At 56.2% G+C, this 24,742-nt stretch carries 22 protein-coding genes and 1 pseudogene; 16 read left to right on the forward strand and 7 right to left on the reverse strand.

Going from position 1 to position 24,742, the window contains the following annotated elements:
- Nucleotides 1-250 precede the first annotated feature (250 nt).
- Nucleotides 251-619, forward strand: coding sequence for a hypothetical protein (locus ACU5AZ_RS02065; protein WP_446824415.1), 369 nt, complete (start codon nucleotides 251-253; stop codon nucleotides 617-619).
- 384 nt (nucleotides 620-1,003) lie between these two features.
- Here ACU5AZ_RS02065 and ACU5AZ_RS02070 read toward each other — a convergent pair whose 3' ends face one another.
- Both ACU5AZ_RS02070 and ACU5AZ_RS02075 read right to left on the reverse strand, forming a co-directional pair.
- Nucleotides 1,004-1,405, reverse strand: a complete 402-nt coding sequence (locus ACU5AZ_RS02070; RefSeq protein ID WP_446824416.1) for a helix-turn-helix domain-containing protein — start codon at nucleotides 1,403-1,405, stop codon at nucleotides 1,004-1,006.
- Nucleotides 1,406-1,490: 85 nt separating this feature from the next.
- Nucleotides 1,491-1,709, reverse strand: a complete 219-nt coding sequence (locus ACU5AZ_RS02075; protein WP_446824417.1) for a hypothetical protein — start codon at nucleotides 1,707-1,709, stop codon at nucleotides 1,491-1,493.
- Between the two features lie 227 nt (nucleotides 1,710-1,936).
- Here ACU5AZ_RS02075 and ACU5AZ_RS02080 point away from each other — a divergent pair, with 227 nt between their 5' ends.
- The 6 genes from ACU5AZ_RS02080 to ACU5AZ_RS02105 all read left to right on the forward strand — a co-directional run bounded on the left by ACU5AZ_RS02080 (nucleotide 1,937) and on the right by ACU5AZ_RS02105 (nucleotide 9,605).
- On the forward strand, nucleotides 1,937-3,307 hold the full coding sequence (locus ACU5AZ_RS02080) for a hypothetical protein (protein ID WP_446824418.1): 1,371 nt from the start codon (nucleotides 1,937-1,939) through the stop codon (nucleotides 3,305-3,307).
- Nucleotides 3,308-3,347: 40 nt separating this feature from the next.
- Nucleotides 3,348-4,943: a hypothetical protein gene (locus ACU5AZ_RS02085; RefSeq protein ID WP_446824419.1), complete on the forward strand. Its 1,596-nt coding sequence runs from the start codon at nucleotides 3,348-3,350 to the stop codon at nucleotides 4,941-4,943.
- Nucleotides 4,944-5,077: 134 nt separating this feature from the next.
- On the forward strand, nucleotides 5,078-5,287 hold the full coding sequence (locus ACU5AZ_RS02090; protein ID WP_446824420.1) for a hypothetical protein: 210 nt from the start codon (nucleotides 5,078-5,080) through the stop codon (nucleotides 5,285-5,287).
- Between the two features lie 70 nt (nucleotides 5,288-5,357).
- The gene (locus ACU5AZ_RS02095) at nucleotides 5,358-6,800 is read left to right on the forward strand and encodes a phospholipase effector Tle1 domain-containing protein (protein WP_446824421.1); all 1,443 of its coding nucleotides are present in this window, start codon (nucleotides 5,358-5,360) and stop codon (nucleotides 6,798-6,800) included.
- Nucleotides 6,801-6,937: 137 nt separating this feature from the next.
- A complete protein-coding gene (locus ACU5AZ_RS02100; protein ID WP_446824422.1) occupies nucleotides 6,938-7,198 on the forward strand; it encodes a sunset domain-containing protein in 261 nt (86 codons plus the stop codon).
- 475 nt (nucleotides 7,199-7,673) lie between these two features.
- A complete protein-coding gene (locus ACU5AZ_RS02105) occupies nucleotides 7,674-9,605 on the forward strand; it encodes a C1 family peptidase (protein WP_446824423.1) in 1,932 nt (643 codons plus the stop codon).
- Between the two features lie 223 nt (nucleotides 9,606-9,828).
- Here the strand turns inward: ACU5AZ_RS02105 and ACU5AZ_RS02110 are convergent, their stop codons facing one another.
- Genes ACU5AZ_RS02110 through ACU5AZ_RS02120 form a run of 3 tightly spaced genes read right to left on the reverse strand, consistent with a single transcriptional unit; the run spans nucleotide 9,829 to nucleotide 12,085 of the window.
- A complete protein-coding gene (locus tag ACU5AZ_RS02110; protein ID WP_446824424.1) occupies nucleotides 9,829-10,224 on the reverse strand; it encodes a hypothetical protein in 396 nt (131 codons plus the stop codon).
- Between the two features lie 11 nt (nucleotides 10,225-10,235).
- The gene (locus tag ACU5AZ_RS02115) at nucleotides 10,236-10,676 is read right to left on the reverse strand and encodes a hypothetical protein (protein ID WP_446824425.1); all 441 of its coding nucleotides are present in this window, start codon (nucleotides 10,674-10,676) and stop codon (nucleotides 10,236-10,238) included.
- A 35-nt stretch (nucleotides 10,677-10,711) separates the two neighbouring features.
- On the reverse strand, nucleotides 10,712-12,085 hold the full coding sequence (locus ACU5AZ_RS02120; protein ID WP_446824426.1) for a tyrosine-type recombinase/integrase: 1,374 nt from the start codon (nucleotides 12,083-12,085) through the stop codon (nucleotides 10,712-10,714).
- Between the two features lie 858 nt (nucleotides 12,086-12,943).
- On the opposite strand from ACU5AZ_RS02120, the gene ACU5AZ_RS02125 reads away from it, so the two are divergent.
- From ACU5AZ_RS02125 to ACU5AZ_RS02155, 7 genes and pseudogenes are all read left to right on the forward strand, one after another.
- Nucleotides 12,944-13,555, forward strand: coding sequence for a Cap15 family cyclic dinucleotide receptor domain-containing protein (locus ACU5AZ_RS02125; RefSeq protein WP_446824427.1), 612 nt, complete (start codon nucleotides 12,944-12,946; stop codon nucleotides 13,553-13,555).
- Nucleotides 13,556-13,978: 423 nt separating this feature from the next.
- Complete coding sequence (locus ACU5AZ_RS02130) at nucleotides 13,979-14,893, forward strand: pPIWI-associating nuclease domain-containing protein (RefSeq protein WP_446824428.1); 915 nt, start codon at nucleotides 13,979-13,981, stop codon at nucleotides 14,891-14,893.
- A 9-nt stretch (nucleotides 14,894-14,902) separates the two neighbouring features.
- The gene (locus ACU5AZ_RS02135; RefSeq protein ID WP_446824429.1) at nucleotides 14,903-15,694 is read left to right on the forward strand and encodes a patatin-like phospholipase family protein; all 792 of its coding nucleotides are present in this window, start codon (nucleotides 14,903-14,905) and stop codon (nucleotides 15,692-15,694) included.
- A 60-nt stretch (nucleotides 15,695-15,754) separates the two neighbouring features.
- A protein-coding gene (locus tag ACU5AZ_RS02140; RefSeq protein ID WP_446822318.1) for an IS3 family transposase occupies nucleotides 15,755-16,944 on the forward strand; the annotation gives its coding sequence in 2 pieces (ribosomal slippage) (nucleotides 15,755-16,007 and nucleotides 16,007-16,944; 1,191 coding nt in all).
- Nucleotides 16,945-16,961: 17 nt separating this feature from the next.
- Nucleotides 16,962-18,076 (forward strand): annotated as a pseudogene (locus ACU5AZ_RS02145) (IS3 family transposase); the annotation flags it as partial.
- Between the two features lie 186 nt (nucleotides 18,077-18,262).
- Nucleotides 18,263-19,156, forward strand: a complete 894-nt coding sequence (locus ACU5AZ_RS02150) for a nucleotidyltransferase domain-containing protein (protein ID WP_446824430.1) — start codon at nucleotides 18,263-18,265, stop codon at nucleotides 19,154-19,156.
- Nucleotides 19,157-19,588: 432 nt separating this feature from the next.
- The gene (locus ACU5AZ_RS02155; protein ID WP_446824431.1) at nucleotides 19,589-20,116 is read left to right on the forward strand and encodes a Mov34/MPN/PAD-1 family protein; all 528 of its coding nucleotides are present in this window, start codon (nucleotides 19,589-19,591) and stop codon (nucleotides 20,114-20,116) included.
- Here the strand turns inward: ACU5AZ_RS02155 and ACU5AZ_RS02160 are convergent.
- Nucleotides 20,113-20,628, reverse strand: coding sequence for a hypothetical protein (locus ACU5AZ_RS02160; RefSeq protein WP_446824432.1), 516 nt, complete (start codon nucleotides 20,626-20,628; stop codon nucleotides 20,113-20,115). The two genes, ACU5AZ_RS02155 and ACU5AZ_RS02160, sit on opposite strands and share 4 nt — an antisense overlap.
- 19 nt (nucleotides 20,629-20,647) lie before the next feature.
- Nucleotides 20,648-21,094 (reverse strand): hypothetical protein, encoded by a 447-nt coding sequence (locus tag ACU5AZ_RS02165; protein WP_446824433.1) that lies wholly within the window; start codon nucleotides 21,092-21,094, stop codon nucleotides 20,648-20,650.
- A gap of 1,096 nt (nucleotides 21,095-22,190) precedes the next feature.
- Between ACU5AZ_RS02165 and ACU5AZ_RS02170 the strand changes: the two genes are divergently transcribed.
- Nucleotides 22,191-24,074 (forward strand): ParB/RepB/Spo0J family partition protein, encoded by a 1,884-nt coding sequence (locus ACU5AZ_RS02170; RefSeq protein ID WP_446824434.1) that lies wholly within the window; start codon nucleotides 22,191-22,193, stop codon nucleotides 24,072-24,074.
- A 289-nt stretch (nucleotides 24,075-24,363) separates the two neighbouring features.
- Nucleotides 24,364-24,741, forward strand: coding sequence for a hypothetical protein (locus tag ACU5AZ_RS02175; protein WP_446824435.1), 378 nt, complete (start codon nucleotides 24,364-24,366; stop codon nucleotides 24,739-24,741).
- Nucleotide 24,742: the final 1 nt, after the last annotated feature.

A 24,742-nucleotide genomic window follows, 5' to 3' on the forward strand; every position in this document is an offset into this window, starting at 1 on the left:
CACCCTGACGCCCACTTCGTCGTGTAATGTTGATATTTTGGTCTGGACGTCCAGCCTGTCAAAACTCACGAGTTTTGCAACACCAAAACCCGTATTTTAGACATATTGAATCTACAGGGTTTTCCGTATCGAAAGCCCGCGAACCCTGCCGTTTCGCCCCCTTCCCTGCCTCCGTCAAAACTCGTGAATTTTGACTACCACCTTACTGTTCCATGGCCGCTGGCCTTTGTTTCCTGACAGAGAGGTGCATATGACGTTCGCTTCACGCCTGTTTTCATCCGCAGAGAGCATTCCGGCAGCACTGCGTGTGCCGCTGGCAAGTCTCCCGTTTCTTGGTATGGCCGCCGGTTACGGTGTTGCCTCGCAATCCGGGCCTGCCCGGCCGGATGCCGCCGACATCGCCGGTGTCATCATGAGCGGCGACAAGAACGCCCTCCAGACCCTGATGGACCGCTACGGCTATCTCGGGGATCCGTCGCTGTCGTCCGCAGACCTCATGCAGAAGTTCGATCAGCTGCTCGGCAACCACCTTGCGATGGGCGTCATTGCCGGGTTCATCGTGGGCGCCATCCTGATGTTTGCAGGAGCGGCACTGGCGTCACGCGCGCCCGCACACTGAATGCATGCATGGTGCGCCCCGGCCGTCGCGGAGACGTCGGGGCGGCGTCCTGAGGGTTTGTAAGTAAAGGATAGGCCCTCAACCTTTATCTGCGCGGGCCGTAAGGAAAGGCTACGGGATCATGCGGAACGCTCGGGCGGGGCCGGTCGATCCCGCCTCGCCCTGCGGGCCGCTTTGCTGAGGCTCCTGCGGCTGGCCTCTTTCCACCCTTCGCGTGACGAGAATGCCCGACATCCCGCCTGCGGCGGCGCGATGCTGATGTCTCCGATACTCTTCATTGTTTCTGACGGCAGACTGTTCGGGGAACACGCTGGCTCAAGGGCTCACGCGCCTGTCGCCGGCGGCAGATGCCAACACTGAAATGTCGTACGGCTAGCCCGGTTATCAGGAAGCCTTGGAAGCCGCCGCTTTGCCCGCCATGTGGTCCTTATCGGCCACGGTCTGCAGAAAACCCCGAACAGCTTGCTTCACCTTCGGCGACTGGATGCTGTCGTAAATGCGTGCAAACGCGATGGCATCCGAACTGAACGGGACAATGCTCTCGACATTGCCTTCGTTGTCCGTTCCCAGGAACAACGTCGCAATCCCTATCCCGAGAAACTCGGCAATCTGGTGAAGCCGGCTTGCGGATATCCGGTTGGATCCTTTTTCGTACTTCTGAACTTGCTGAAACGTAATTCCGATGGCGTCCGCCAACTCTGTCTGACTAATGCCTTTTTGCGTGCGCAGGATGCGGACATTGCGTCCTACGATGACATCAACTTCATGCGGATGTTGTATCGGCATCGCGGTTCCCCCTCAAAGAACAGATCTCCGATGATATGCTGATACGCTCGAACAATTCAATCCGATACAACCGGATTGCATACTTTTAGTTGTCGCTGTTTCCGTCGCTTGGGATATGTTTACTGTTGGGGCGGCTTGGAGGCGCCTTTAAATCTTTGCCGGTGGCTTTGATCGCATCCGCATCGTTCTGCCTCGCATACATCGTCCGGACCAGATCAAGGGTCTCGGCCTCCGGCGTTCCCTTCCGGAACTCGTTGCGGATGCGGGCACTGAGCATGTGGCCAATGTTTTTGGGAACCGTCATGGAGTCTCCCTGTCTCCGACAACTGCGAGATGTCGTTGTGAAGTGTACGTGAACGGGTAGCAGCACGCCATACGTGCATGACATTTATCAACTGCCCAGTGCGCGCGTCCCGGCCTCCCCGCGTGCGCACACCCGCTCAATTCTGAGACATCATCGTCAGTGATTTACAATTCCCGGTTATTGGACTTAAAGTTGCGTCAGTCTTGGCGAAGTTGGGGACCGTCGCTATGAAGATATTCATCCTTTCGATCTTGTTTGTTGTTGGCGCGTGTGCCGGATCCGCTTTTGCGGACTGTCCGAAGCCAACAGACGCCAGCTACGAAGCGGCGGCAACAGCATTCTTCAATTGCTCCAGTTCAAGGCCTTTGAAAGGGGGCGAAGACGAGCGGAAGTTCCAGATACACTACGATTTTCCGCAAGAGATGCCAGACAACACGAAACTGCCCTGGCTTGCCATCGACCCGTTTAACGATCCTGCCGGCTACATGAATGCAATCCTCGCCTATGTGACCAAGGTCAATGCGCGCCCAGACATCGACTGGCGCATCGAGGACAACAAGGAAGAGCATTGGTGTGACGCCCCATGGTTTTTCATGCTGCGGGAACCTCTGCACGGCATGACCAGCGAGCGCTGGTCGAGGCCCCTTGAATTGCATGCCCTCCAGAAAGACTGGCAGCAGACATTCGCAGTGGGTATCTACAATGATGTTGCCTGTTACGGCTTCGGCCAGATCTGGGGCGACCCGACCTTCCCGAAAACGAAAGACTTCGCCTTTGCCAACGGCGCGCTGGGGATGAAAATGCTCTTCACCTCAGCCCCTGCCTCACAGGTACCGTTTCTGGCCGGGTCCAAGGAATGGCAGGTCGCCGCCGGCAAGGACGGCAGCATCATGACGATGCGGTTGCTGCAGATGGACATCTCGGTCAAGGACAAGCGCTCGCCGAATGGATGGTTTTTTGGAACCTTCATGTACGACGCCACCCAGCCGGGTGATACACCCTACCAGCGCCTGGCACCTGTCGGACTGATCTGGGGCAGCGATCCCGATCTGACCGCCACTACTTATCTGCAGAATGCGATGGTTCCCCAGGAAAGCTGGGTAAATCCAACGGTTGCGGCACGCTTTTATGCATTGCCGCGGCAGCATCTCGGTCTGTTTGGACGCACCAATGGTCCGGTCGACAACCCCAAGTCTGCCTGCATCACGTGTCACCAGCGCGCCCTGGACTGGGGCCGGGCCGTGCTGCCGAAGACGCCTGAAGCTGCTCAGGCCGACGAGCTTCTGCCGGATGTGCCCTATGATCCCTACGATGAGGACGCGACGAAGAAGTACTTCCACAATATCGGCAGCAATTCGCCGGTCGCCGACACGCAGTCACTGGACTACGTGCTCCAGGTTTCCAAAGGCATTGCTGCTTTCCGCAACTGGGTCGCGACCGATTTTCCGTACTACGCCGACAAGACTACCGACGTGACGCCCTATCCGTTCAAGACGGCGGAAAAGGCTGGTATGATGGAGCCGGTGGCGAGTGAAGTTCCAGCTGGCAAATCCGGCATTGACGTGAACGATATAACGGGTGACATGTTCACACGATAATGCCGCTACCGGCATCGACAACACGCTGTGGGAAATGCCCATGCTGTCGCTGAACGTCTTCGGCAGGTTGCAATTGCTGGATGATGCCGGAGCCGATGTGACTCCGAAGAGCAAGAAGGCACGCGCTCTTCTGGTCCTTCTGGCGGTGACCAAAGACCACATCCGGACGCGGACCTGGCTTCAGGACAAGCTCTGGAGCGATCGGGATACGAAACACGCTTCCGAGAGCCTGCGTCAGACCCTGACAGGCCTTCGCAAGGCGTTGGGGGCGCACGCCATGGTGCTGCGGACCGACAGGGAAACGGTGGGCCTCGACGCGCGGCTGTTTACCGTCGTCTACAATCGATCTGTTGTTTCGCTCGCAGGAGACGACGAGGAGGAAGCGTTCCACGGCCTAGACATCAAGGACCCTGAGTTCGAGGACTGGATTCGCGATCAGAGACTTGCCTTGTCCGACGGCATGGGGGCGGCTCACGTCCCCAGCGTGTCACCTCACAAGCCACGCAATCCGGCTATCTTCTTCACGTGCAAGACCGATTTGCATCCCGACAGCGAAATCCTCCTGCACGATCTCCTCTCTCTGGCCACGACGTCCCTGCTGGATTTTTCCGATTTCAGCATTTTCCAGGCGCCGGGCGACGTATCGCCGACCGCGACGGCGCAACCTCAGCGCGGGATCGGTGTTTCGCTTGTCGCCATGCGGAAGCCTGGGCAGGTTCATATCTCGGCGAAAATTTATCACCCGGCGTCAAATCGGATCTTCTGGACACAGAGCTTTCTCATCGCCTCTAATGAAGGCGACGACAACCGCATCCATCCTGTTTGCGCGCAGCTTGTCGAGGCCATCCTGTCGACTCTTCGCCAACGCCATGACGCGCTCGCCATTCCGAACTGTGCGGCGCTGCTTGCTGACAAGGCCAGAGGCCTAATCTTTCAGTTCGACAAGAAAAGCCTCGCAGAAGGTGATCGGTATATCCAATACGCCTACGAGTACGAGCCGCGTCCGCAATACCTGGCATGGCGGGCATTTCTTCGTAACATGGCCAATTTCCAGCATCGTGACACCGGCTTCCTCGACAGTCCGGTTGATGTCGCGGAAATGGCGCAGGAAGCAATCCGGCAGGCCCCGGGCAGCGCGATCGCGCTTGGCGTCGGTGCCCACATCGAATATCTCTCCGGCGGTTCCCATCGCAGTTCGCTTCAACTAGCCAGTCGTGCCGTCGGATTCGATCCCCTCAACGCGATCAATCATGCGGTTCTGTCCAACACCCGACTGGTTCTCGGAGACCTCAACGGGAGCCGGGAATCGGCACTAACGGCTCTGGCCTTGGCCGGAGCCGGTGAACACCGCGCGTATGTCGAGTTCTTCTGCTGCATGGCGGCGGCCGCACTCGGCGACTATCAGGCCGCTATCGATCATGCCGAAGCGGCATTGATCTTACGTCCATCGTTTCGCGCACCCTTGCGGTATCTGGTGGCGCTCTACAAGCAGGCCGGCATGCTTGCGGAGCTCCAGCGCGCCATCGGGAAGCTTCGGCAGCTTGAGCCGGACTTTTATCTCGAACGCTTTCTGGACGATGACTATCCCGTGACGACGATGCGGCGCATACGCCTCATTGAGGCCATCGCGCGCTAGTGTTTGCACACAAGCGATTGTCTCCTTAGTGGAATCGCGAGGCGATCACGAACGTCCCCCGCAAAAATCACGCAGAAATCACGCACGCCTGTTGTGTTGCGAATGCTGGCAATTGGGACGCATAGGGGGCCGCAATGAGCGAACAAAAAGATCGCAGCGAAAACACCATCACGCACCATCTGGAGTGCGCATTGAGCTTGGCTTATGCCGAGGACAAGGCGCTGCTCATCTACCTCATCGACATGGCGCTAATGGAGAGCAAGGGTCTGGACGTCCAGTTAAAAGCGGCGGCGCATAAGGGTGAGGAAAAAACGCGGACACCACACCTGACCATCATCAAGTAGTCCGACGCGCAATAGCAAAGTCCGCTCCTGCTCTGATCGTAGGCTGAGGATATGGAACCAGGGGGTGGCGTTGGCGAAAGACATCCTGATATTTTCTGACGGCACTGGCCAAATTGGCGGCATGCGGCCGGACCAATGCTTGTCGAACATCTACAAGATGTACCGCGCCATGCGGCCCGGTCCGGACTCACCCATCTCACCCAAAGATCTGGTTGCCTTCTATGATCCCGGCCTCGGATCCGGTGAAAATGCGGGTACCCTGCTGGATCGCGTCCGACACGCCGTCGAAGCCGGCGTTGGAGATGGCATCGATGACAACGTTATCGATTGCTACGCGAAAATCATTGCCTATTATGAGCCTGGCGACCGGGTGTTATTGTTCGGGTTTTCACGGGGAGCTTACACCGTCCGCTCCGTGGCGAATGTCATGAACCTCTGCGGGATACCTACTCGTATGCCGGACGGGTCAGTTGTTCCCCGATACGGTCCGGAATTGCGGAAGATTGCCACCGACGCGGTCAAATATGTCTACAATCACGGTGCCGGACACCTCCGGGGTGAAGAGCCCTATTATTCTCAACGAGAGGAAAAAGGACGCCGGTTCAGGGCCAAATACGACTGCGCAGCCGAAGGCGAAAAGGCCTTTGAACAAGGCAATGTGCAGCCGACCTTCGTCGGCGTTTTTGATACGGTCGCAGCCCTCGACAGCAAGACCGTTAACACCATCACCAGCGTTCTCGCCGCAATACTGCTGACGCTCGTTTTGGCCGCGTGGTTTTACGGTTGGGCCTGGTATGTCAGGGCGGGACTGACCATCGCGCTGGGTTTGGCTGCCTACCGTGCAATCCTCATCCTCATGTCAGCCTGGAAATATTTCTCGCCCGACCCCGACAAGCCGCTGAAATTCTCCAACCCTCTCGATTGGTGGGCAATCTACAAAAACGGTCATTGGGCGACCTGGAGCAAGAAAAACTACGATCGTTACCTCGATTCCGATGTCATGCACGCACGTCATGCGCTGTCGATCGATGAGAGCCGCGCGGATTTTCCAAACGTCGCCTGGGGAAGTGCCGCTGAGGCGGAGAAGACCAATGGTCGCACACCCGAGTGGCTGAAGCAGGTTTGGTTTGCGGGGTGCCATAGCGACGTTGGCGGAAGCTATCCCGAGGACGAGTCCCGGCTGAGTGACATCGCACTTGGCTGGATGATTGAAGAACTGAAAGAATGTGTGCCGAGCGTCTATATTCGCGAGGACCTGCTGATGCGATGGCCGGACCCTGCGGGCCTGCAGCACGCAGAGGTCTATTTTTTCACGCTCGGTCCCCTGAAGATTAAGTGGCGGACCAAGCCGCGTTCCATCAATCCCGAGGCCACCCTCCACCCTTCGGTGCTTGAGCGATGCAAGGGGGGCGAGGTCCCGCAGCTCGGACTATGCAGGCCTTACCGACCAGATCAACTTGCCGGGCATCTGAACCTCAGCGAATATTATGCAACCGGCAAGGACCAACCGTGAGGTTCGGACGCGCGCCTCCCGGAGGTCGACGGTCTTCCACTGTCGTCAAGGGGCCTTGGCGCTCCGACCGGAGACGGTCACTCGTTCCCCTGCTTTTGGGGGGCGCCGTTTTTGTCGGCGCCGGCCTTGGGGCCGTCATGCCGGATGGGGTGGGTCAACAGGCGAGGAATATGGGTGATGCGACCATCACGATTGCCGACAATCGAACAGCGTCGCCACATGCGCCTTCCGACTGCGTGATCAAAGGCAATATCAGCATCAACACCGGCAAGCGCATCTATCACGTGCCGGGACAGAAATACTATCAGCAGACGAAAATCAGCCCTGAATACGGGGAGAGATGGTTCTGCACGGAAGCCGAAGCAAAAGCGGCCGGCTGGCGACGGGCACGACAGTGAAAGGGGCACTCCTTCGGAAAGGAAAGCGCAGGTCATTTTTTCACTCGGGGCACTTGGCGGACGCAAAAGACTTTTTGATTGAATACAGTGGCATGCCGCTCGGTTATTTTCTGGACTACAAATTTTCCGACACGAATGAAAAGAAATCACGAAGAAATCACGCGTGCATGATTTTTACTAACTTGACTGATGTACTTGTCAGGGGCCTGGGTGATGGAGCGGGAATTCAATATCCAGAATACCACCAAAGAGCATCTAAAATGGGCATGCAATATTGCGTGCGTACGGAAAAGGCCGCGCCTCCCCTACCCCATTCATGTGGCGTTGCTTGAGAGCCACATCCTAAACAACAACGAATTAATGCTCATCATGCCGGATATGGATGATCAAGCGAAAATGCCCCCATTTCTCGTCGCGGTAGATCACGCAGCGCAGGGGATGTGTGTTTATCCGGCTGGAATCTAGGGAGAGTGGCATGCCAACACGCAAGGCACAACGGGCAACCAAGGAACCCAATCAGGGTCAAGCGATCACAGCCGGCGAAACGCGTCGCCTCCTAAGCACCCAACCGGACGTCCCAGATTTGCGGGACCGAATGTACGAGCCAGCACTGCTCGAACTCAGGTTTCATCTTCCACCGCCCACGATGGATGAGTCGCCCATACTGGATCAGGGAACTGAAGGCGCCTGCACAGGATTTGCCTTGGCCGGGACGATCAATCTCTTGAGGCGCCGAGCCTTCGGACGACAAGAGGCGGCATCGCCAATAGACGACGTCAGCCCCCGCATGCTTTATGAAATGGCAAAGCTCCACGACGAATGGCCCGGCAAAGACTATGTCGGATCCAGTATTCGCGGAGCCCTGAAGGGGTTCTTCCACAACGGCGTTTGTCGCGAGGAGCTAGCCCCCTACAAACCCAACCAGAAGAACTGGGCACTTGAAGTCGCGCAGGCCAAGGATGCCCGCAATACCGGCCTCGGCGCATACTACCGTTTGCGACCACAAATCATCGATTACCACGCCGCCTTAAATGAAGTCGGCGTTATTGTCGTATCCGCGAATGTGCATCGCGGCTGGAGCAATCCGCCCAAGGGAGTCATCCAGAAGAGTAGCCTTCGCGAAGGTGGCCACGCCTTCATGATCGTGGGCTACGACAAAGACGGGTTTCTGATCCAGAATTCCTGGGGTCCGGCCTGGGGCCAATTCCAAAATACACCCGGTATCGGCCACTGGTCTTATGAAGACTGGGCGGAGAATATCATGGATGCCTGGGTATTGCGCCTCGCGGTCCCCACCCCCGACGCCTTCGATCTGACACAAATCATTGCCGGCCCAGGCACAGCAACAGCCGCCAAGGTGGTTACGCTGCCGGAACCACGCCGGCAGGATATTCTCGGTCATTTTCTGCACGTTGATGACGGCAAGTTCGTCGAGCAAGGCAACTACGCCACGACCTTCGACAACATCAAGGAAACGGCCCAACATTTGGCCGCGGACGGACAAGGAGCCGATAGCAAATATGACCACTTGGTCATTTACAAACACGGCGGACTGAACGGGTCTCTGGCATCAGCGCGACGCATCAAGGCCATGAAGGAGGTTTTTAAACGCAACCGGATTTATCCCTTTCATTTCATGTGGGAGACCGGCTTCACGGAAGAACTGGGCGATGTCTTCAAGGAGATTTTTGAGAAGAGCGAGGAACGTGTTGGCGCTTCGGTTGGTGATCTCCGCGACTGGATGATTGAAAAGGCGGCACGCGGTTTGGGCCGGCGGGTTTGGAAGCAGATGAAGGTCGACGCCGAACGGGCGTATGCACGCAACGCTGCCGGATGGTTGAGCGTGAAAGAACTGTTAGCTGAGAATCTGAAACGGACAAAACCCCTCGCCGTTCATCTTGTAGGACATAGCGCCGGCTCCATTCTGCTTGGCGAGTTGCTGAAAGTCTGGGACAAGATCACCCCAGACGGAGCACAGGCGTCGACTGTCAGCCTGATGGCGCCAGCCTGCACGGTGGACTATTTCAAGGCCACGTATATCCCGAAACTACAAGGCGGATCCAAAGCGGTCGTCAAGAGCCTGTGGCAGTATGACATGATCGACAGCCGGGAGCAGGATGACACCGTCGGCCCCTACGGGAAATCGCTGCTCTACCTTGTTTCCAACGCCTTCGAAGAAAAGGAACAGGAACCCATCCTGGGCATGGAGAAGTTCGACGGTGGGCTGCCGTCCGTGAGCAACCACAAGATCTTTTTTGCAGGGCGCGATACGTCACGCACCGACAGCAAATCACACGGCGGGTTCGACAACGACCGCACCACGATGAATGACGTTCTCACTCACATTCTGGGCAGGAAACCAAAGCAGTCGCTGGCATTTCAGGAACATGAAATGACGGGCTACTAGGAAAACGCGGGTATTTCCATCCTCAAGCGTACGCTAGGAGTTATCGAAACCTTTCTGGGTGCCACTTTTGCACTCATAATGGATAGTCTCTTTGGGTCAGTTGAGCGGAAGTAGAGTGGCTGCGTGACAGAAACTCAGCCATAGAAGTGTGGTGAGTTGCTCCGCTTAGCGGAACGCGTGGGGAACTAGAGTGCGGAAATCGACCAGCATCGACATAAGGCTGCTATCGAGTGCGATAGTAGGCATCCCACGCCAGCTTGATATCCGTGAATGTCCATTCCCTGCGGCGCCCATGCACCGGACTGGGGCGACTACGGCATTCCTTCAGACCTGTTTCCCGCTGGAATTTCATGAACCAGGCTGTGGATTTCGGCTTGCCGCGCGGGGTCGCTTCAATCCGGCGGATGATGTCGGCGTGGGCCCAGTGTTCGTGCGGGTTGGGGATGCAGGCAGGATCGGACAGGTAGGCACGGAGTTGCTGCAGCGTGGCATCTTCCGGTGATTGGTGGAGATCGGCGCGCAGTTCGGTGACCGCAAGCTTTGCGCCTTCCCTCGCCGCATCGGTCAAAAGTTCGCGAAGCTGGGTGTTGGTCAGGACAAGCGCCTGCAAGGCTTCCATGAGCGTGACTTTCATTGATGGGAGGAATTGCGACCGGAGTTTGCCGCCCACCTATTGCCGCACAACTGGAAAATGACGTCAACAGTCGTTTCGAAGACCGACGGCTTTCCTGAGCTGCGTACAAGCAGTTGATGGAAAATCTTACAATTGCGCCCTTTGGTTGAGTACGTATACTTGGAAGCGGTCACAGCAGGAGCGGGATGTTGCGGAAGAACCAGATACCCGAATTCGTTGAGGCGGTTCTGGAGACCGGCTGCCCGATGTGTGCCATCGGACACGAACTTTACGTGATTGCGCAGTGTGACGTTCCGGACAGTGACTTTGACCGCGTGTGCCGCTTGGTGGAGGATGTCTGTGACGCGTTTGGGGACCGCGACCACCTTCGACTGGAAATCGCCGCACATCTGCGCAGCATCGGCCGGTACATCGAGATCGAGGCGGCGGGCGTCCATTAACGGGTATCCCTGAGAAACACAGGTCGGGCGGGTCAGATTCCCAACATCTCGCCGAGCTTTTCGGTCACCGGCCGCAGCGGGTCGACCAAGCCGAGGTCGTAGATCATGGTCGTTTCGAGGTTGCCCTTGTGGTCCACGTAATGCGACACGGCCTCGTGGGAGACGCCCTGCCCTGTCAGCATGAGCGAAATCGCGATCCGCTTGAGGTCGTACATCTGGAAATAGTCCGGCACACCGGGCAGTGCCTTGAAGCGGTCTAGGCCCTTGCGGAAATTGTCCCGTGGCCGGGTTTGATCGGTATGCGATGGGAACAATAGCGCGCTTTCCGGCCAGCGTTGACGCTGGGACCGCACCATGGCAGCAACCCTCGGGTGGATCGGCACCGAACGGTAGGCGTATTCATAGATCGAGCGCGACAACTTGATCCCCTTGGTATTGTGCTTGTGCCAGACCAACTTCTCCAGATCGAAGTGCTCAAACGCAGCCTTCGACAGATCGCTAGGGCGCGCCATAGTCAGGAACAGGATGCCCATGAAATGGCACAGTTCCAGCATCTGGTCATTGGTTGTCATCGCCCTGGCCTTGACCAACGCTGTGTCTCGTTTGGTGAGGCCAGCCAGACCATCCGTCTCAGGCACTGCCTGCAAAACCGGACAGAAAATGTGAGCAGCGATCTGCCGGATTTGCTCGGTGGAGTATTCGCGCCGCCGGCGCATCACCTTACGGGCGCGGAGTGGGCCGCACGGATTGCGCATGTCGACCAGTTGCATGCGGATGGCCCAATTAAACAATGCGGTCACATGCCCCAGCGCTCTGTTGAAGCTATATGGCGATGTAAATTGCTTCTGAAACCGGTCGATGTCTAATGGCTTAATCGACGACAAGGGGCGATCGCCGAACATCGAGCCAAAATCCATGTAGTTTTTGCGGATGTTATGACCGCGCCGACTGGCGATCTTTGGCTTTTTGCGGAGCCAGTTGGCCACGCACAATGCAAAGGCATACTTGTGCGCCTCAGAAAGCCCGGAAACATGCGACTCCCAATAGCGATCAATGGCTTCACGCACAGTCAAAAGGTGCATGCGGCGCGGATCGGTCTCGTCCAGATCAGGATTTTCTCCCGCCGAAATCTGGCGTTCACGCTGGCCAACGGCGAGACGTGCCGACGCAACATTCAAAACCAAGGTCGAGCCCAACACTCTCCGGTACTTTTTGCGGTTAAACATGTAGGAATGGACAAAGGACTTGTGGCCGAGCGCAGTGACACGCAACCCAAGCCCCTGCACCGAGCCACTCCGAATGGCTCCATCAGCACCGGCCGGGTAATCCCAATAGATTTCCTGGTCTTTTTCCTTGGGGCATTTCGCAGTTGAAACCAATGTATCCGTTAAATAAATCTTCGGCATCTCATGTAACTCTCATGTAACTAATTTCGTGAATAGTTTACATGAGAACTATACTATCGTCGAAATCATTTTTACAAAAAATGATTCATTTATAGATACATAGACAGTTGGCGATCAGTGAGAATATGAGATTTTGGCGCTTCACATTGCAGGGGTCACAAGTTCGAATCTTGTATCGCCCACCAGTTTTTTCAATGATTTACATGATGATGGTTTCCAGAAAACCCGCTCATGTAAATTTCATGTAACAAGCCTCAAGGGCAATTGAACACGCCCTTACAACTACAGCGTTGGTAAGTGTGGAAATAGAAAATCGCAACCGCGATGCAAATACTTACACCTAAGCCATCAATTTTGCCCATTCACGAAATTCAACCTCTTCTACTAAAGGAAGCTAAGACAATCTAAATCTTGACTCGTTGACAGCATCCGCGCTCAAAGAATGAAATACTATCGGGAGACAGGACGCAACAAAGGGCGATGTTCTGAGACAGTGACAATGAGAGGGCGCTATTGTGAGCTGATCCCAAGTTAGGTTCTGCCCAATCGGGCACCGTGTTGCTCACGATTCTCATCGACCACGCGCTCAAGCAGTACGAACCAGAGGATTGATCCCAAACAAAAATGATAGCACCATCGTGTATACTCCCATTAAGACTAATCGCCTCCTCTATAGTCGAACATATATTTGCGTCGAATTTACTACCTACAGTAGGCGTCGGGCTGCGCTTCATCGGAACACAGTCTTTCTCTGAAACCTCGGAATGGGCGAACACAAGGATTAAAGGGTAGAAAGGTACTCCGCCTTGATGTACCTGTGTAACTTGTAGCCGCAATTGGTCATTGCTGGGGGGAATTTTGCTCACGCGTACATCCATTTCCGCTTATCTTGTTGTCGCGATCGTTGTTTGGGGAGGCTTTCTCTGGTGGCTGAATTTGGATTTAACGTGGGATTACGCCAAACCGTATTCCCTCACACTCGCAGCTCTTACATTTGTCTCGTGGTTATTCAATCAACACCTGTGGAGATATTGGCCGTTCAGATTATTTGCCAAAGTTCCTGATATTAGCGGGACCTGGAACACCGAGCTTCAATCATCATACAAGACCCCTGACAGCGATATGGCATTGCCCACAGTCCAAGGCTACGCGGTAATCAGGCAAACGTACTCCACCTTATCAATTCGCTTGATGACTGCACAGTCCGAGTCACTTCTTGTCGCCGGCAGATTTGACCGTCAGCCAGACGGAACCACCTATGTTTACGGCATTTATCAAAGTGACCCGTCGATTCTATTGCGGACGGGAGTGAGCGAAATCCATTATGGCAGCTTCAAATATAAGATTCTTGGCCGTCCACCAGTCGAGATGACGGGTCATTACTGGACCGATCGCAACACGAACGGCTCAGTACGTCTTCACAGCAGAAGAAGAAATAAATTTGATAGTTATTCACACGCATCATCTTGAATAGAATTCAATCATTATTGATGTATTTTATATAATTTGAAAAAATAATGTATATCCTGAATATTCTTGGATGAATACGACTCAACTAACTCAGGCGGCGGCGGCCGGCATATTGCTCGATTTATCGTCCATCGAATAAGCGGCCATGTCGGCGCGAATGCAAGGCGCCCTTCAATTTTCTGAGACGAAAAATGAAAGTCAGTAATATATCGGCTTGAGCCTTTGCTAAACGTTGGCGTCTTATTTGCCTTTCACCCTATATTTCTCCTGAATATTTTCGAAACTTAAGTTGTGACTCGCAAAATTCCTGTGAAAGGAACCGTTCTTCTCTTGTTCCGCGAAATGATAGCGCCTAAGTTGCATCATATGAAATGTCTGGAGGGGCCGATGGTTCGGAGGGTGACGCCTGCGCAGTACAATCAAATGATCCGTCGCTACAACGCCGAAGTGGATCGGGTTAATCGAGCTAATCGCCAAGCTCAAGAGAAATATGTCCGAGATGTGAATCACGAGATTGACCGGGTGAACCGGCACAATCAGAAGGTTGTCGACGATTACAATCGCGCGGTTCGTAACCACAATAAGAAGAACGAAGCGGCCGTCAGGAAGTACAATCAGGCGGTAAACGCCCACAACGCCAAACTCCGCCAAAACCGGCAGGCACTAGCACGGCAGATCGAGTCTCTGAAAAGCCAGGCCACGGCCACAACCCGTTACGTGGAGGTGCGGACGTCCACATATGACGTCTACGATAGGTTCGAGCGCGTTGAGCGCGAAGCGCAATATTCGTCGGGCGTGTCAGACCTACTGACATTGACTGAAAAAGAAGCCAGCAATAGCGCCAACGTTGCAGAGGCATTGACATCTGAGGTGCCCCTAACACCGGAGCAAATGGACGACAGTGGTATCCTTGAGTACCTGTCAGGATTCTCGGAAGACCTTTGCGACCGTTGGAAGGGAGCACTTTTCGCGCTAAACCCCATGAACACGGACGCCGCACGTCACTTTTGCACTAGTGTTCGGGAGATTTTCACCGAAATTCTCGAAAAGTGGGCAGATAACGCCGCCGTAATCGCGGCTGACCCCAATTATGACCGCACTCCGAACGGCACCCCAAGTCGTCGCGCAAAAATCCGCTATCTCCTGAAATTGAAGGGAGCGGATTCCCCCGAAATGCTTGGCTTTGTCGAAAAGGACATCGACGATATCCTGCAGCTCTTCTACGTTTTCAACGAAGCTACACACGGCGCTGCCGGGAAGCACGGTTTTGCAAAACTTCAGAACATCCGCCAGCGCGTCGAAGGCGGGATAATGTTTCTCGCGGCGATTGCCCTTTGAGTTGGTCTGATGAACGCCGAGGTAGAAGCTGGAAAGCCCTTTCGTATCCTGAGCCTTGATGGCGGTGGCGCAAAGGGATTCTACACCCTTGGCGTTCTGGCGGAAATCGAGGGCTTGATCGGTTGTCGTCTTCACGAGCGTTTTGACCTCGTATTTGGCACCAGTACCGGCTCCATCATCGGGTCTATGATAGCGCTTGGAATGTCGGTGGAGGAAATCCACACCCTCTACAAAAAGTTCGTGCCTGACATCATGGGGCTGAAGAAGCCCGCGCAGAAGTCCGCGAAGCTGGCAGAGCTTTCTGCCGAAATCTTCAAGGACGCCAAGTTCGATGAGGTGAAGACCGCCGTAGGTGTGGTTACTACGAAATGGGTTATCGAGCGCCCGATGATCTTCAAAGGCAGCGTTGCGCAGGCCCACGGGCGCAAGGGCACGTTCCAGCCTGGTTTCGGCGTGTCCATCGGAGATGCGGTTGAGGCCTCTTGCTCCGCATTCCCTTTCTTTGTGCCCAAAACTATCACCACTGATGCAGGTGATGAGGTGAAGCTCGTGGATGGCGGTTATTGCGCGAACAACCCCACCCTTTACGCAATCGCCGATGCCACCCGTGCACTCAATATCGCCCACAAGGACTTGCGCGTGGTTAGCGTTGGTGTCGGTGTTTACCCCACCCCCAAGCCTTCGTTGTTCAACAAGATGTATTGGGCGAAGTATCTTTTAAGCGTACAGCTTTTGCAGAAGACGCTTGAGATCAACACGCAGTCTATGGACCAGCTTCGCGCGATCCTTTTCAAGGACTGACCTGCCACTGAGAATTTCCTCCAGATTGGATTAGAGTCCGGCCCATCAAAGGACGGACGAATGAAGAAGCAGCGATTTACGGAAGAGCAGATTATTGCGGTGCTGAAGGAGCAGGAGGCTGGCGCGAAAGCGGCCGACCTTTGCCGCAAGCACGGGATTTCAGAAGCAACGTTTTATAATTGGAAAGCCAAATACGGCGGCATGGAAGTCTCCGAGGCGAAGCGGCTGAAGGCACTTGAAGACGAGAACGCGAGACTGAAGAAGCTGCTGGCCGAACAGATGTTGGATGCAGCCGCAGTTCGCGAGCTTCTTGCAAAAAAATGGTAGGGCCCGCCGCCAAACGCGACGCCGTCACGCATCTGAAGACCGTCATGGGTCTTTCGGAACGGCGGGCCTGCCAGATTATATCTGCGGATCGGAAGATGGTGCGATATCGGTCCTGCCGACCGCCGGAGGTAGAATTGCGGGCGAAGCTGCGCGACCTCGCCAATGAGCGAAGGCGTTTCGGATACCGGCGACTGTTCGTCCTGCTTCGGCGGGACGGAGAGCCGTCCGGCGTCAATCGCATCTACCGGCTCTATCGCGAGGAAGGTCTTTCCGTTCGCAAGCGAAAAGCCCGGCGGCGTGCGGGCGGCACGCGTGCGCCGATCCTGGTTGAAGCGAAGGCCAATGCCCGCTGGTCGCTGGACTTCGTGCATGACCAGTTTGCCTGCGGCAGACGCTTCCGCGTGCTCAACATTGTCGATGATGTGACGCGCGAATGCCTGGCGGCCATCCCGGACACATCCATCTCCGGTCGACGTGTCGCCCGAGAACTGACGACGCTGATCGAACGACGCGGCAAGCCAGGAATGATTGTCTCCGACAACGGCACCGAACTAACCTCGAATGCCATCCTTGCCTGGTCGAAGGATCACAAGGTCGAGTGGCACTACATCGCGCCGGGAAAGCCGATGCAGAACGGCTATGTCGAGAGTTTTAACGGTCGGATGCGCGACGAGTTGCTCAACGAGAGCCTGTTCTTCGGCCTCGATCATGCCCGAAGCGCCATTGCCGAATGGGCGGACGATTACAATACTTTTCGGCCGCACTCATCGCTCGGATACCAAACCCCGGCAGACTTTGCCGGGACCATCGCCGCAACCGGCTCCAACGCTGCGCAAGATGAAAGCTTCGCGTTTCCGCCGGTTGCTCACACCGCGCCTGTTGGCGTATTCAAAACCGCCGCGGCTCTAGTCGCCGCTGGGTGAAAGTTCAGTGGCAGGTCAACCTTTGCCGCAAGCACGGGATTTCAGAAGCAACGTTTTATAATTGGAAAGCCAAATACGGCGGCATGGAAGTCTCCGAGGCGAAGCGGCTGAAGGCACTTGAAGACGAGAACGCGAGACTGAAGAAGCTGCTGGCCGAACAGATGTTGGATGCAGCCGCAGTTCGCGAGCTTCTTGCAAAAAAATGGTAGGGCCCGCCGCCAAACGCGACGCCGTCACGCATCTGAAGACCGTCATGGGTCTTTCGGAACGGCGGGCCTGCCAGATTATATCTGCGGATCGGAAGATGGTGCGATATCGGTCCTGCCGACCGCCGGAGGTAGAATTGCGGGCGAAGCTGCGCGACCTCGCCAATGAGCGAAGGCGTTTCGGATACCGGCGACTGTTCGTCCTGCTTCGGCGGGACGGAGAGCCGTCCGGCGTCAATCGCATCTACCGGCTCTATCGCGAGGAAGGTCTTTCCGTTCGCAAGCGAAAAGCCCGGCGGCGTGCGGGCGGCACGCGTGCGCCGATCCTGGTTGAAGCGAAGGCCAATGCCCGCTGGTCGCTGGACTTCGTGCATGACCAGTTTGCCTGCGGCAGACGCTTCCGCGTGCTCAACATTGTCGATGATGTGACGCGCGAATGCCTGGCGGCCATCCCGGACACATCCATCTCCGGTCGACGTGTCGCCCGAGAACTGACGACGCTGATCGAACGACGCGGCAAGCCAGGAATGATTGTCTCCGACAACGGCACCGAACTAACCTCGAATGCCATCCTTGCCTGGTCGAAGGATCACAAGGTCGAGTGGCACTACATCGCGCCGGGAAAGCCGATGCAGAACGGCTATGTCGAGAGTTTTAACGGTCGGATGCGCGACGAGTTGCTCAACGAGAGCCTGTTCTTCGGCCTCGATCATGCCCGAAGCGCCATTGCCGAATGGGCGGACGATTACAATACTTTTCGGCCGCACTCATCGCTCGGATACCAAACCCCGGCAGACTTTGCCGGGACCATCGCCGCAACCGGCTCCAACGCTGCGCAAGATGAAAGCTTCGCGTTTCCGCCGGTTGCTCACACCGCGCCTGTTGGCGTATTCAAAACCGCCGCGGCTCTAGTCGCCGCTGGGTGAAAGTTCAGTGGCAGGTCAGGACGTGCCGACAGTGCGAATTAGCGACACATTCGAGCAGCCGGAGATGGCTACCGATCTCTTTGAGCACGATCTGAGAAAGCTCAACATATTGCGGCAGCGCGGACGGGACTCGTACGCCAAAGTCGAAGCTACCCTAAAAGATTTTCTCTTGTGATGGATGCGAGAATGACCATTGGTGAAGCACAATTGGAAACGTGGTCAGCCCAAGGCAGCATTCAGCAGTCGGCGGCAACCTACAAGACTATCAGCGGTGTCCTGAATGATACTGGTTCCCCATATTACCTGAAGACATTTGACACCTTTCTTCAGGGCTCCTACGGCAATGACACGAACGTCTGGGCCGACAGCGATGTGGATATCGTCATCCGGCTCAGCTCAATCTTCTATTCCGATACCAGCGGTCTCACGCCAAGTGATAAAGCAAATTACAACAGCAAGCGCTTGCCTGCGGAATATTCCCTCGCCACATTCAAGGGAGAAGTCGCGGGCTGGCTCACAAAGCACTTTGGCAGAGACGTAGACGGCAGCGGTAAGGCTATCTATGTGCCCGGCAACGGGAACCGCCGTGATGCTGACGTTCTCGCTTGCGCAGAACATCACCATTATACGAGCTATCCAGCCTTCGGCCAGCCCACATACCTTGAAGGTATCGTGTTCTGGACCAAGGATGGCACAAAGATCGTCAACTATCCCAAACAGCATTCCGCGAACTGCACGACCAAGCATCAGAACACCAACAGCTATTTCAAGCCAACGGTGCGCATCTTCAAGAACATCCGGAATCGGATGATCAAGGACGGCAGACTGCAGGAAGGGATTGCTCCATCATACTTTCTTGAGGGCATGCTTTGGAATGTTCCGAATAGCCTATTCGGCGGCAGCTATCAGCAAACCGTCATCAGTTGCTTCAATCACATTAATCGGATGCAGGATAAATCGGAGCTGACTTGTGCCAACGGCATCCATTGGCTGCTTCGCGACGGGCACCCAGTGTGCTGGCCACCGAAGAATCACAATACCTTCATGGAGGCGTTCAGTAAATTTTGGAATGAATTTTAGGTCGGCTGTTGCCCTCATCAATATTCAGCAACAACACGGTCACGTTGGAACCGTCCTTTACACATGGCTGGAACCACACGCGGCAGCCGCCCACGCGGTGGTCATTCCAAAAGGAAGCTGTTGCCTCCGCTGCCATTTTTCGAGCACGGGAACCCCGGAGGCTGTAGTCAGCCAGTGGCCGGACGGCGGCGCCATTCCTGTCCCATCCTGCGGAGGAACTTTCACACCTTACGGGGCCGCCGAGCTGACATTCGCGCATGCCATGGCTGTGGAGCAAGCCCTTGACGTTTTGGTTACGCCTCCAGCAGAAAGCCGACACACTCTTTGGATCGGTAAAACGAGCCGCTGGCAAGCGCTCGGCGGGAAGGTTACCCCGTCATGGTTCAGCCAGGTCGGCGATCCGGGTGAAGGAGGACTGCTGATGCAGCAACCTTGGACAAAGAACAAGGATTGTCCGGTATGCGGAAAACACCACCAGTGATTACATTCCTTGCCGGGGGTGGCGAAGAACGCATCACATTCAGTGCCAATGCTCTGGAGCACATGCTGGCTTATCGGCAGTTAGGCCCGAAAGATGCAGAGGCCGGCGGTCAGCTTTTTGCCCGCCTGTCGGCGGCTCAAGTGGATATTGAAGTTGCAACAGGCCCCCGTCGTGAAGACTCGCGCAGCCGCTTCTATTTTGCCCCTAGTCGCATCGCCGAGCGTCGAGAGATCAGATCGCTCCACCGGCAGGGCCTGCATTATGTTGGCGATTGGCATACACATCCGGAGCGCAACCCCTCCCCATCGTCGATCGATCTGAAGAACATCATCGAAATATTCACTCAGTCCCGCCATGCGCTCGGAGGTATCTTGATGGTCATAGTCGGGCAAGACGAACCGCCCGATGGCCTCTTCGTGGGGATCGCCAATGGGAAGCAGGTATCCCAATTGTTCGTCGAACCAAACTTCGATGGCTAGGAGTTCGAAAGGGTCGATGGCCCAGACTGGCTCATGGGCTTCATTTCAAAAATGGGCCCAGTTTGCCTGGTGAAATGCTCTTGCGATTCCCAAATGCGCCATTCGGCTATTGGCGCGTTCGAGCGACGGTCGAAACCCACAAGAATTTCACGCCGCAGCACACCAAAGCAGGCAGGCATATGTGTCGAAGCTCCCTTTGGAGGGCGGAATACAAATACAGGGCCATATTCATTGATAAAAAGAGACGCATCCGGCCGCGTTGCCGCCACGACTGTTTCATCACCATGAATTTCCTCAAGGAACCAGTCTTCGCCATAACTTAAGCAGTTGCCACCAAGATCCATTAAATAGAAGGACATGTGGCGCCCGAAATCAGGGCTTGATAGAACCCCAAAAACACCGTGGCGTTCTTCTTCTCGCTTTTCGAGCATCATCATAATGCTCGCACCAGACCCAAAATCATAGCGGAGAAGTTCGCCAGGTTGGATATGGGCAAGCGCTTTTTTCACCAAGCCAGACGACCTGAACACCCTACCTCACCTGAGCACGAAAATCTCTGATGTTCTTGAACGTGTTCGGCGAATGAATCGCGCGTTCTAACTCACCACGTAGATCATCATCTTCATTGATCATATTCAGGAAATCGCAAATCATGTCCTTTGCAAGCTCACCGGTTCTGCCAGACAGTTGGCCGTCCAGATAGATTGCGCAAGCCATTTCAAGTTCATTTGCAAATTCCGCAAACTCGTTTGTCCAGGCATTAACATCTTCATCCCCGTGGGTGGCGTGCAGTCTCTCAATACGAGTGATGATAGTGGAACGCATTTCTCCAATCGCGGCAGCCGAAACAGCCAAACGGTCGTTTCTCATTTGCTTGGCTACTGCAAAGAGGCCGATGATCGCAAATGGCAGACCAATGATCGTTACTAGACCGGCCAAAAACGTAATCGTCTCAACAGACCAAAACCCTTGGATCATTTCCCATTTCCAGAACCCGGTTTTGGCTTTCCAATTCTCTCGCGATTGTGATTTGTCGTGAAACTCTTCTGTGTGCGAGTTCCCTCGCTCATTCCATCCTTGAAAGAGCCATTTCGCACATCGCGTGGAGCTGTAGGCTTCGACACACTTTTTTTATCAGTCATCGTCATGTCCGGAGATTCGAGCTGAGATAAAAGCTGGTGGCGGCACGTTCGCCACCACCAACCGTATTAGCTAATTACTTGGTCTTGGTGGGATCCACCAGACGGTAACTAGAGCCCGGCTTGGGGGTCGGCGGAAGAGGCTCGCCGCGAACGACGGTCCTTTCTGGGCCAGCACCACCACGAGGGCCGATAATCTGATATTGACCAGACTTCGGAGCCTCGTTGCCAGGACGAAGAGGAGGCTTTGACGCCATACTACTTCTCCCTAAAAAAGGTTACTGACTTGCCAAACTCGCCTTTGGGCGCTATCTACGGCGTTGCTCAGACTACCGCTTCGGCACACAGCTTGTCACGCGGCAAGCCAGCCAGCCGCAGCAAACATACAAAAGCACGTCGGACAAAGCCGACGTGCTTTTTTAATGCACGAATCCGCTGGTTAACGCAAGGTAAATTTTGAGGAAAATCTTAGATATCTTTAGTTATACACTGTTTTAAAAGCTCGTCAACGAGACGCGTATTAATAAACGTTAATTTTTGAATTTTTTTTTGGTTCTTGCATCGTTTATCCCTTGAAATGTGGTCGAGAAAGCACCACCGCGTTGAGTGCTAGAATTTACACAACCAGAATTGTCAAAACTGGATAAAAGTGCCGACGATCCCTCCCATTTATATGGGGCCGAGGGGCGTTGCCCCTTCTCTCCCCCAAACAGGATCTTCCGCCCAGCTTCCGTCCCTTCGCTTGCGCTGCGGTCCGTGCAGCCGGGTCCCCGCGAAGACCTGTTGTCCCCTTCCAACCCCACCACTCGCGCGGCCCCGGGAAGCAGGACGGGGTCCTGTTTCCCTGTCCCATCAACCAAAGTGAAGGGACAAAATCCATGAACATCATCAATCCTCAAGACGCCGCTGCGGCGGCGGTCGAGCAAAACATCAACATGCGCCACGCCGTGGAAGCCATTCCGCTGAACCGGCTGGTGCCGAGCGGCGCCAATGTGCGCCGCATCAGGGGTACGGCGGGCGTGCCGGAACTGGCCGACAGCATTGAAGCTCATGGGCTTCTGCATAACCTGACCGTCCGCAAGGGGAAAAAGGGCCGCTACGAGGTTGTGGCGGGTGGCCGTCGCCTTGCGGCGTTGCGCCTGTTGGCAAAGGAAGGGCGGCTGGCGGCGGATGTCGATATTCCCTGCAACGTGCGGGACGCCGACAGCGATACGGAGCTTTCGCTGGCGGAAAACGTCCAGCGGGAGGCCATGCACGTCGTCGATGAAATCCTCGCCTACCGTGACCTTGCCGAAAACGGCATGGCACCGGAAACCATTGCCGCGCGGTTCGGACAATCCGTCCTGACCGTGCGCCAGCGCCTCAAACTCGCCAGCCTCTCGCCCAAGGTGCTGGATGTCATGCGCGAGGACGGGATTTCGATCGAGCAGGCAAGGGCACTCGCCATCAGCGACGACCACGAAGAACAGGAACGGGTCTGGTTCGACGCACCGGCATGGAACCGCGACCCGCGCAGCCTGCGCGCCCTGTTGACCCGCGAACATGTGCGCAGCACCGACCGGCTGGCCCGTTTCGTGGGGCTGGAGGCCTACGAAGCCGCAGGCGGCACCGTTCTCCGCGACCTGTTCGCCGACGAAACCGGCTGCTACCTGACCGACCAGCCCCTGCTTGCGCGGCTTGCTCTGGACGCTCTGGAGAAGGCGGCGGAACCCTACCAGAGCGAAGGCTGGAAGTGGGTGGAAACCACCCTCAACGCCTCCGCCAGCTACAGCAGCGGCCACGGGCGCATCTACCCGCAGATGCGTGAGCCAACCGAGGCCGAGCAGGCCGAACTTGCGGACCTCGGCGCGCAGTACGATGCCCTACAGGCGCAGATCGAAGCCTATGCCGAGGGCGATCCCGCCGTCGCGGACGACGAGCGGCGACTGGCCGACATCGAGGCTGCCGTTACGGCCATCCGCAACGCCGCCAAAAGCTATGATGGTGAGGAACAGGCGCTGGCGGGCTGTATCCTTGGCATCGACCACGCGGGCAGCCTGTATGTCGGTCGCGGCTATGTGAAGGACGAGGATCGGGACGCGCTGGAGCGCCTGCGCCGTGGTCAGGACGGTGACACGGACGAACCCGACAGCGTGGCACCGGCGACGCCGACCGAGCCCGATGCGGGGTATTCCGCCGCATTGGTTGAGGAACTGACCGCCATCCGCACTGCCGCCCTGCGGCTGGAACTTGCCAACCGTCCCGCCGTGGCTCTTGCCGCCCTGCTCTATCCGCTGGCCGGTCGCCTGTTCCAGACCGGCTACGGCGCGTTCGATGCGGCGGTGGAGGTCAACGGGCAGCGCCGCGACCTCGCTCCCGCCATCAAGGAACCGGAAAAGGCCCGTGCGCTCTTGGCATGGCAGGCGATGAAGGACGCGTGGGGCGAGACCCTGCCCGGCCAACCGGCGGACCTGTGGGAGTGGCTGTTGCAGCAGTCCACCGACAAGCTGCTGGACCTGCTCGCGTTCACCGCCGCCGCCAACCTCAATGCCGTCAAAGCCAAGCATGACCACAGCAAGGCGCGGCTGGACAATGCCGAGCGGATTGCCGAGGCGGTCAGCCTCGACATGCGGGAACACTGGCAGGCGGACGCCACCTTCCTCTGCCGCCTGAGCAAGGGGACGATTGCGGAGGTGCTGGCCGACGCGGGATGTACCCCCGAGGCCATCCACGCGGTGGAGAAGGCACCGAAGGCCGATGCCGTCGCCGAGGCGGAAAGGCAGCTGGCTGACAAGGACTGGCTGCCGCCCGTCCTGCGCGGAAAAGGTGACGCGGCCTAGTCTTTTAATCTTGACTGGCGAGAAAGAGCCCGAGCCATCCGCTTGGGCTTTTTGCGTTGGGCGCCTCCGGCCCGAACTGGCACCCACCGGGATCGACCCGGATGGCGCCAGGGCGAGGAGAACCCCGATTCCCTCTCCTCGCGCACCTCTCCCGCCCCCAACGGCCTCCACACAAACCGGCAACAACGTAAGCAAATTAGTTGTTCGTGTTTTATAAATTTACTTGCGGTGCATCTTACAAAGCTGCAACTTCTCGATGAACAGCCGAAATATAAACAGGGAGGTTGAAATGGGCAGTAGTGGATCCGGAAGCTTTTCCGACTATTCAGGAAGGCCAACAAAACCGTCGGGAAACGGCGGCTCTTCCGGTGGAAACAGTGGTGAGGATCGTTGCAGGCAAGCCTTCAACACAGAACTGGAGGATGTCGCACAATATGACTTTCATTCCCAGAACAATGATGTGCCACCACCGGGAACAAATCTGACGATTGCATTACGTGGCCGTTTGGTAGCGGTAGATTCCGACGGCACGAGCGTTGGGGCGCTTCCGACCCGGCTGAACTATCTTGCTGGATGCCTGCAGGACGGCGTTCAATATGCTGGAGTTGTCCGAAGCTCAGCAAATGCAGCAGTACCTCGCGTCGAAGTCGACTTCGTCGCGATTTAGC

The sequence above is a fragment of the Rhizobium sp. PAMB 3182 genome (assembly GCF_052908355.1).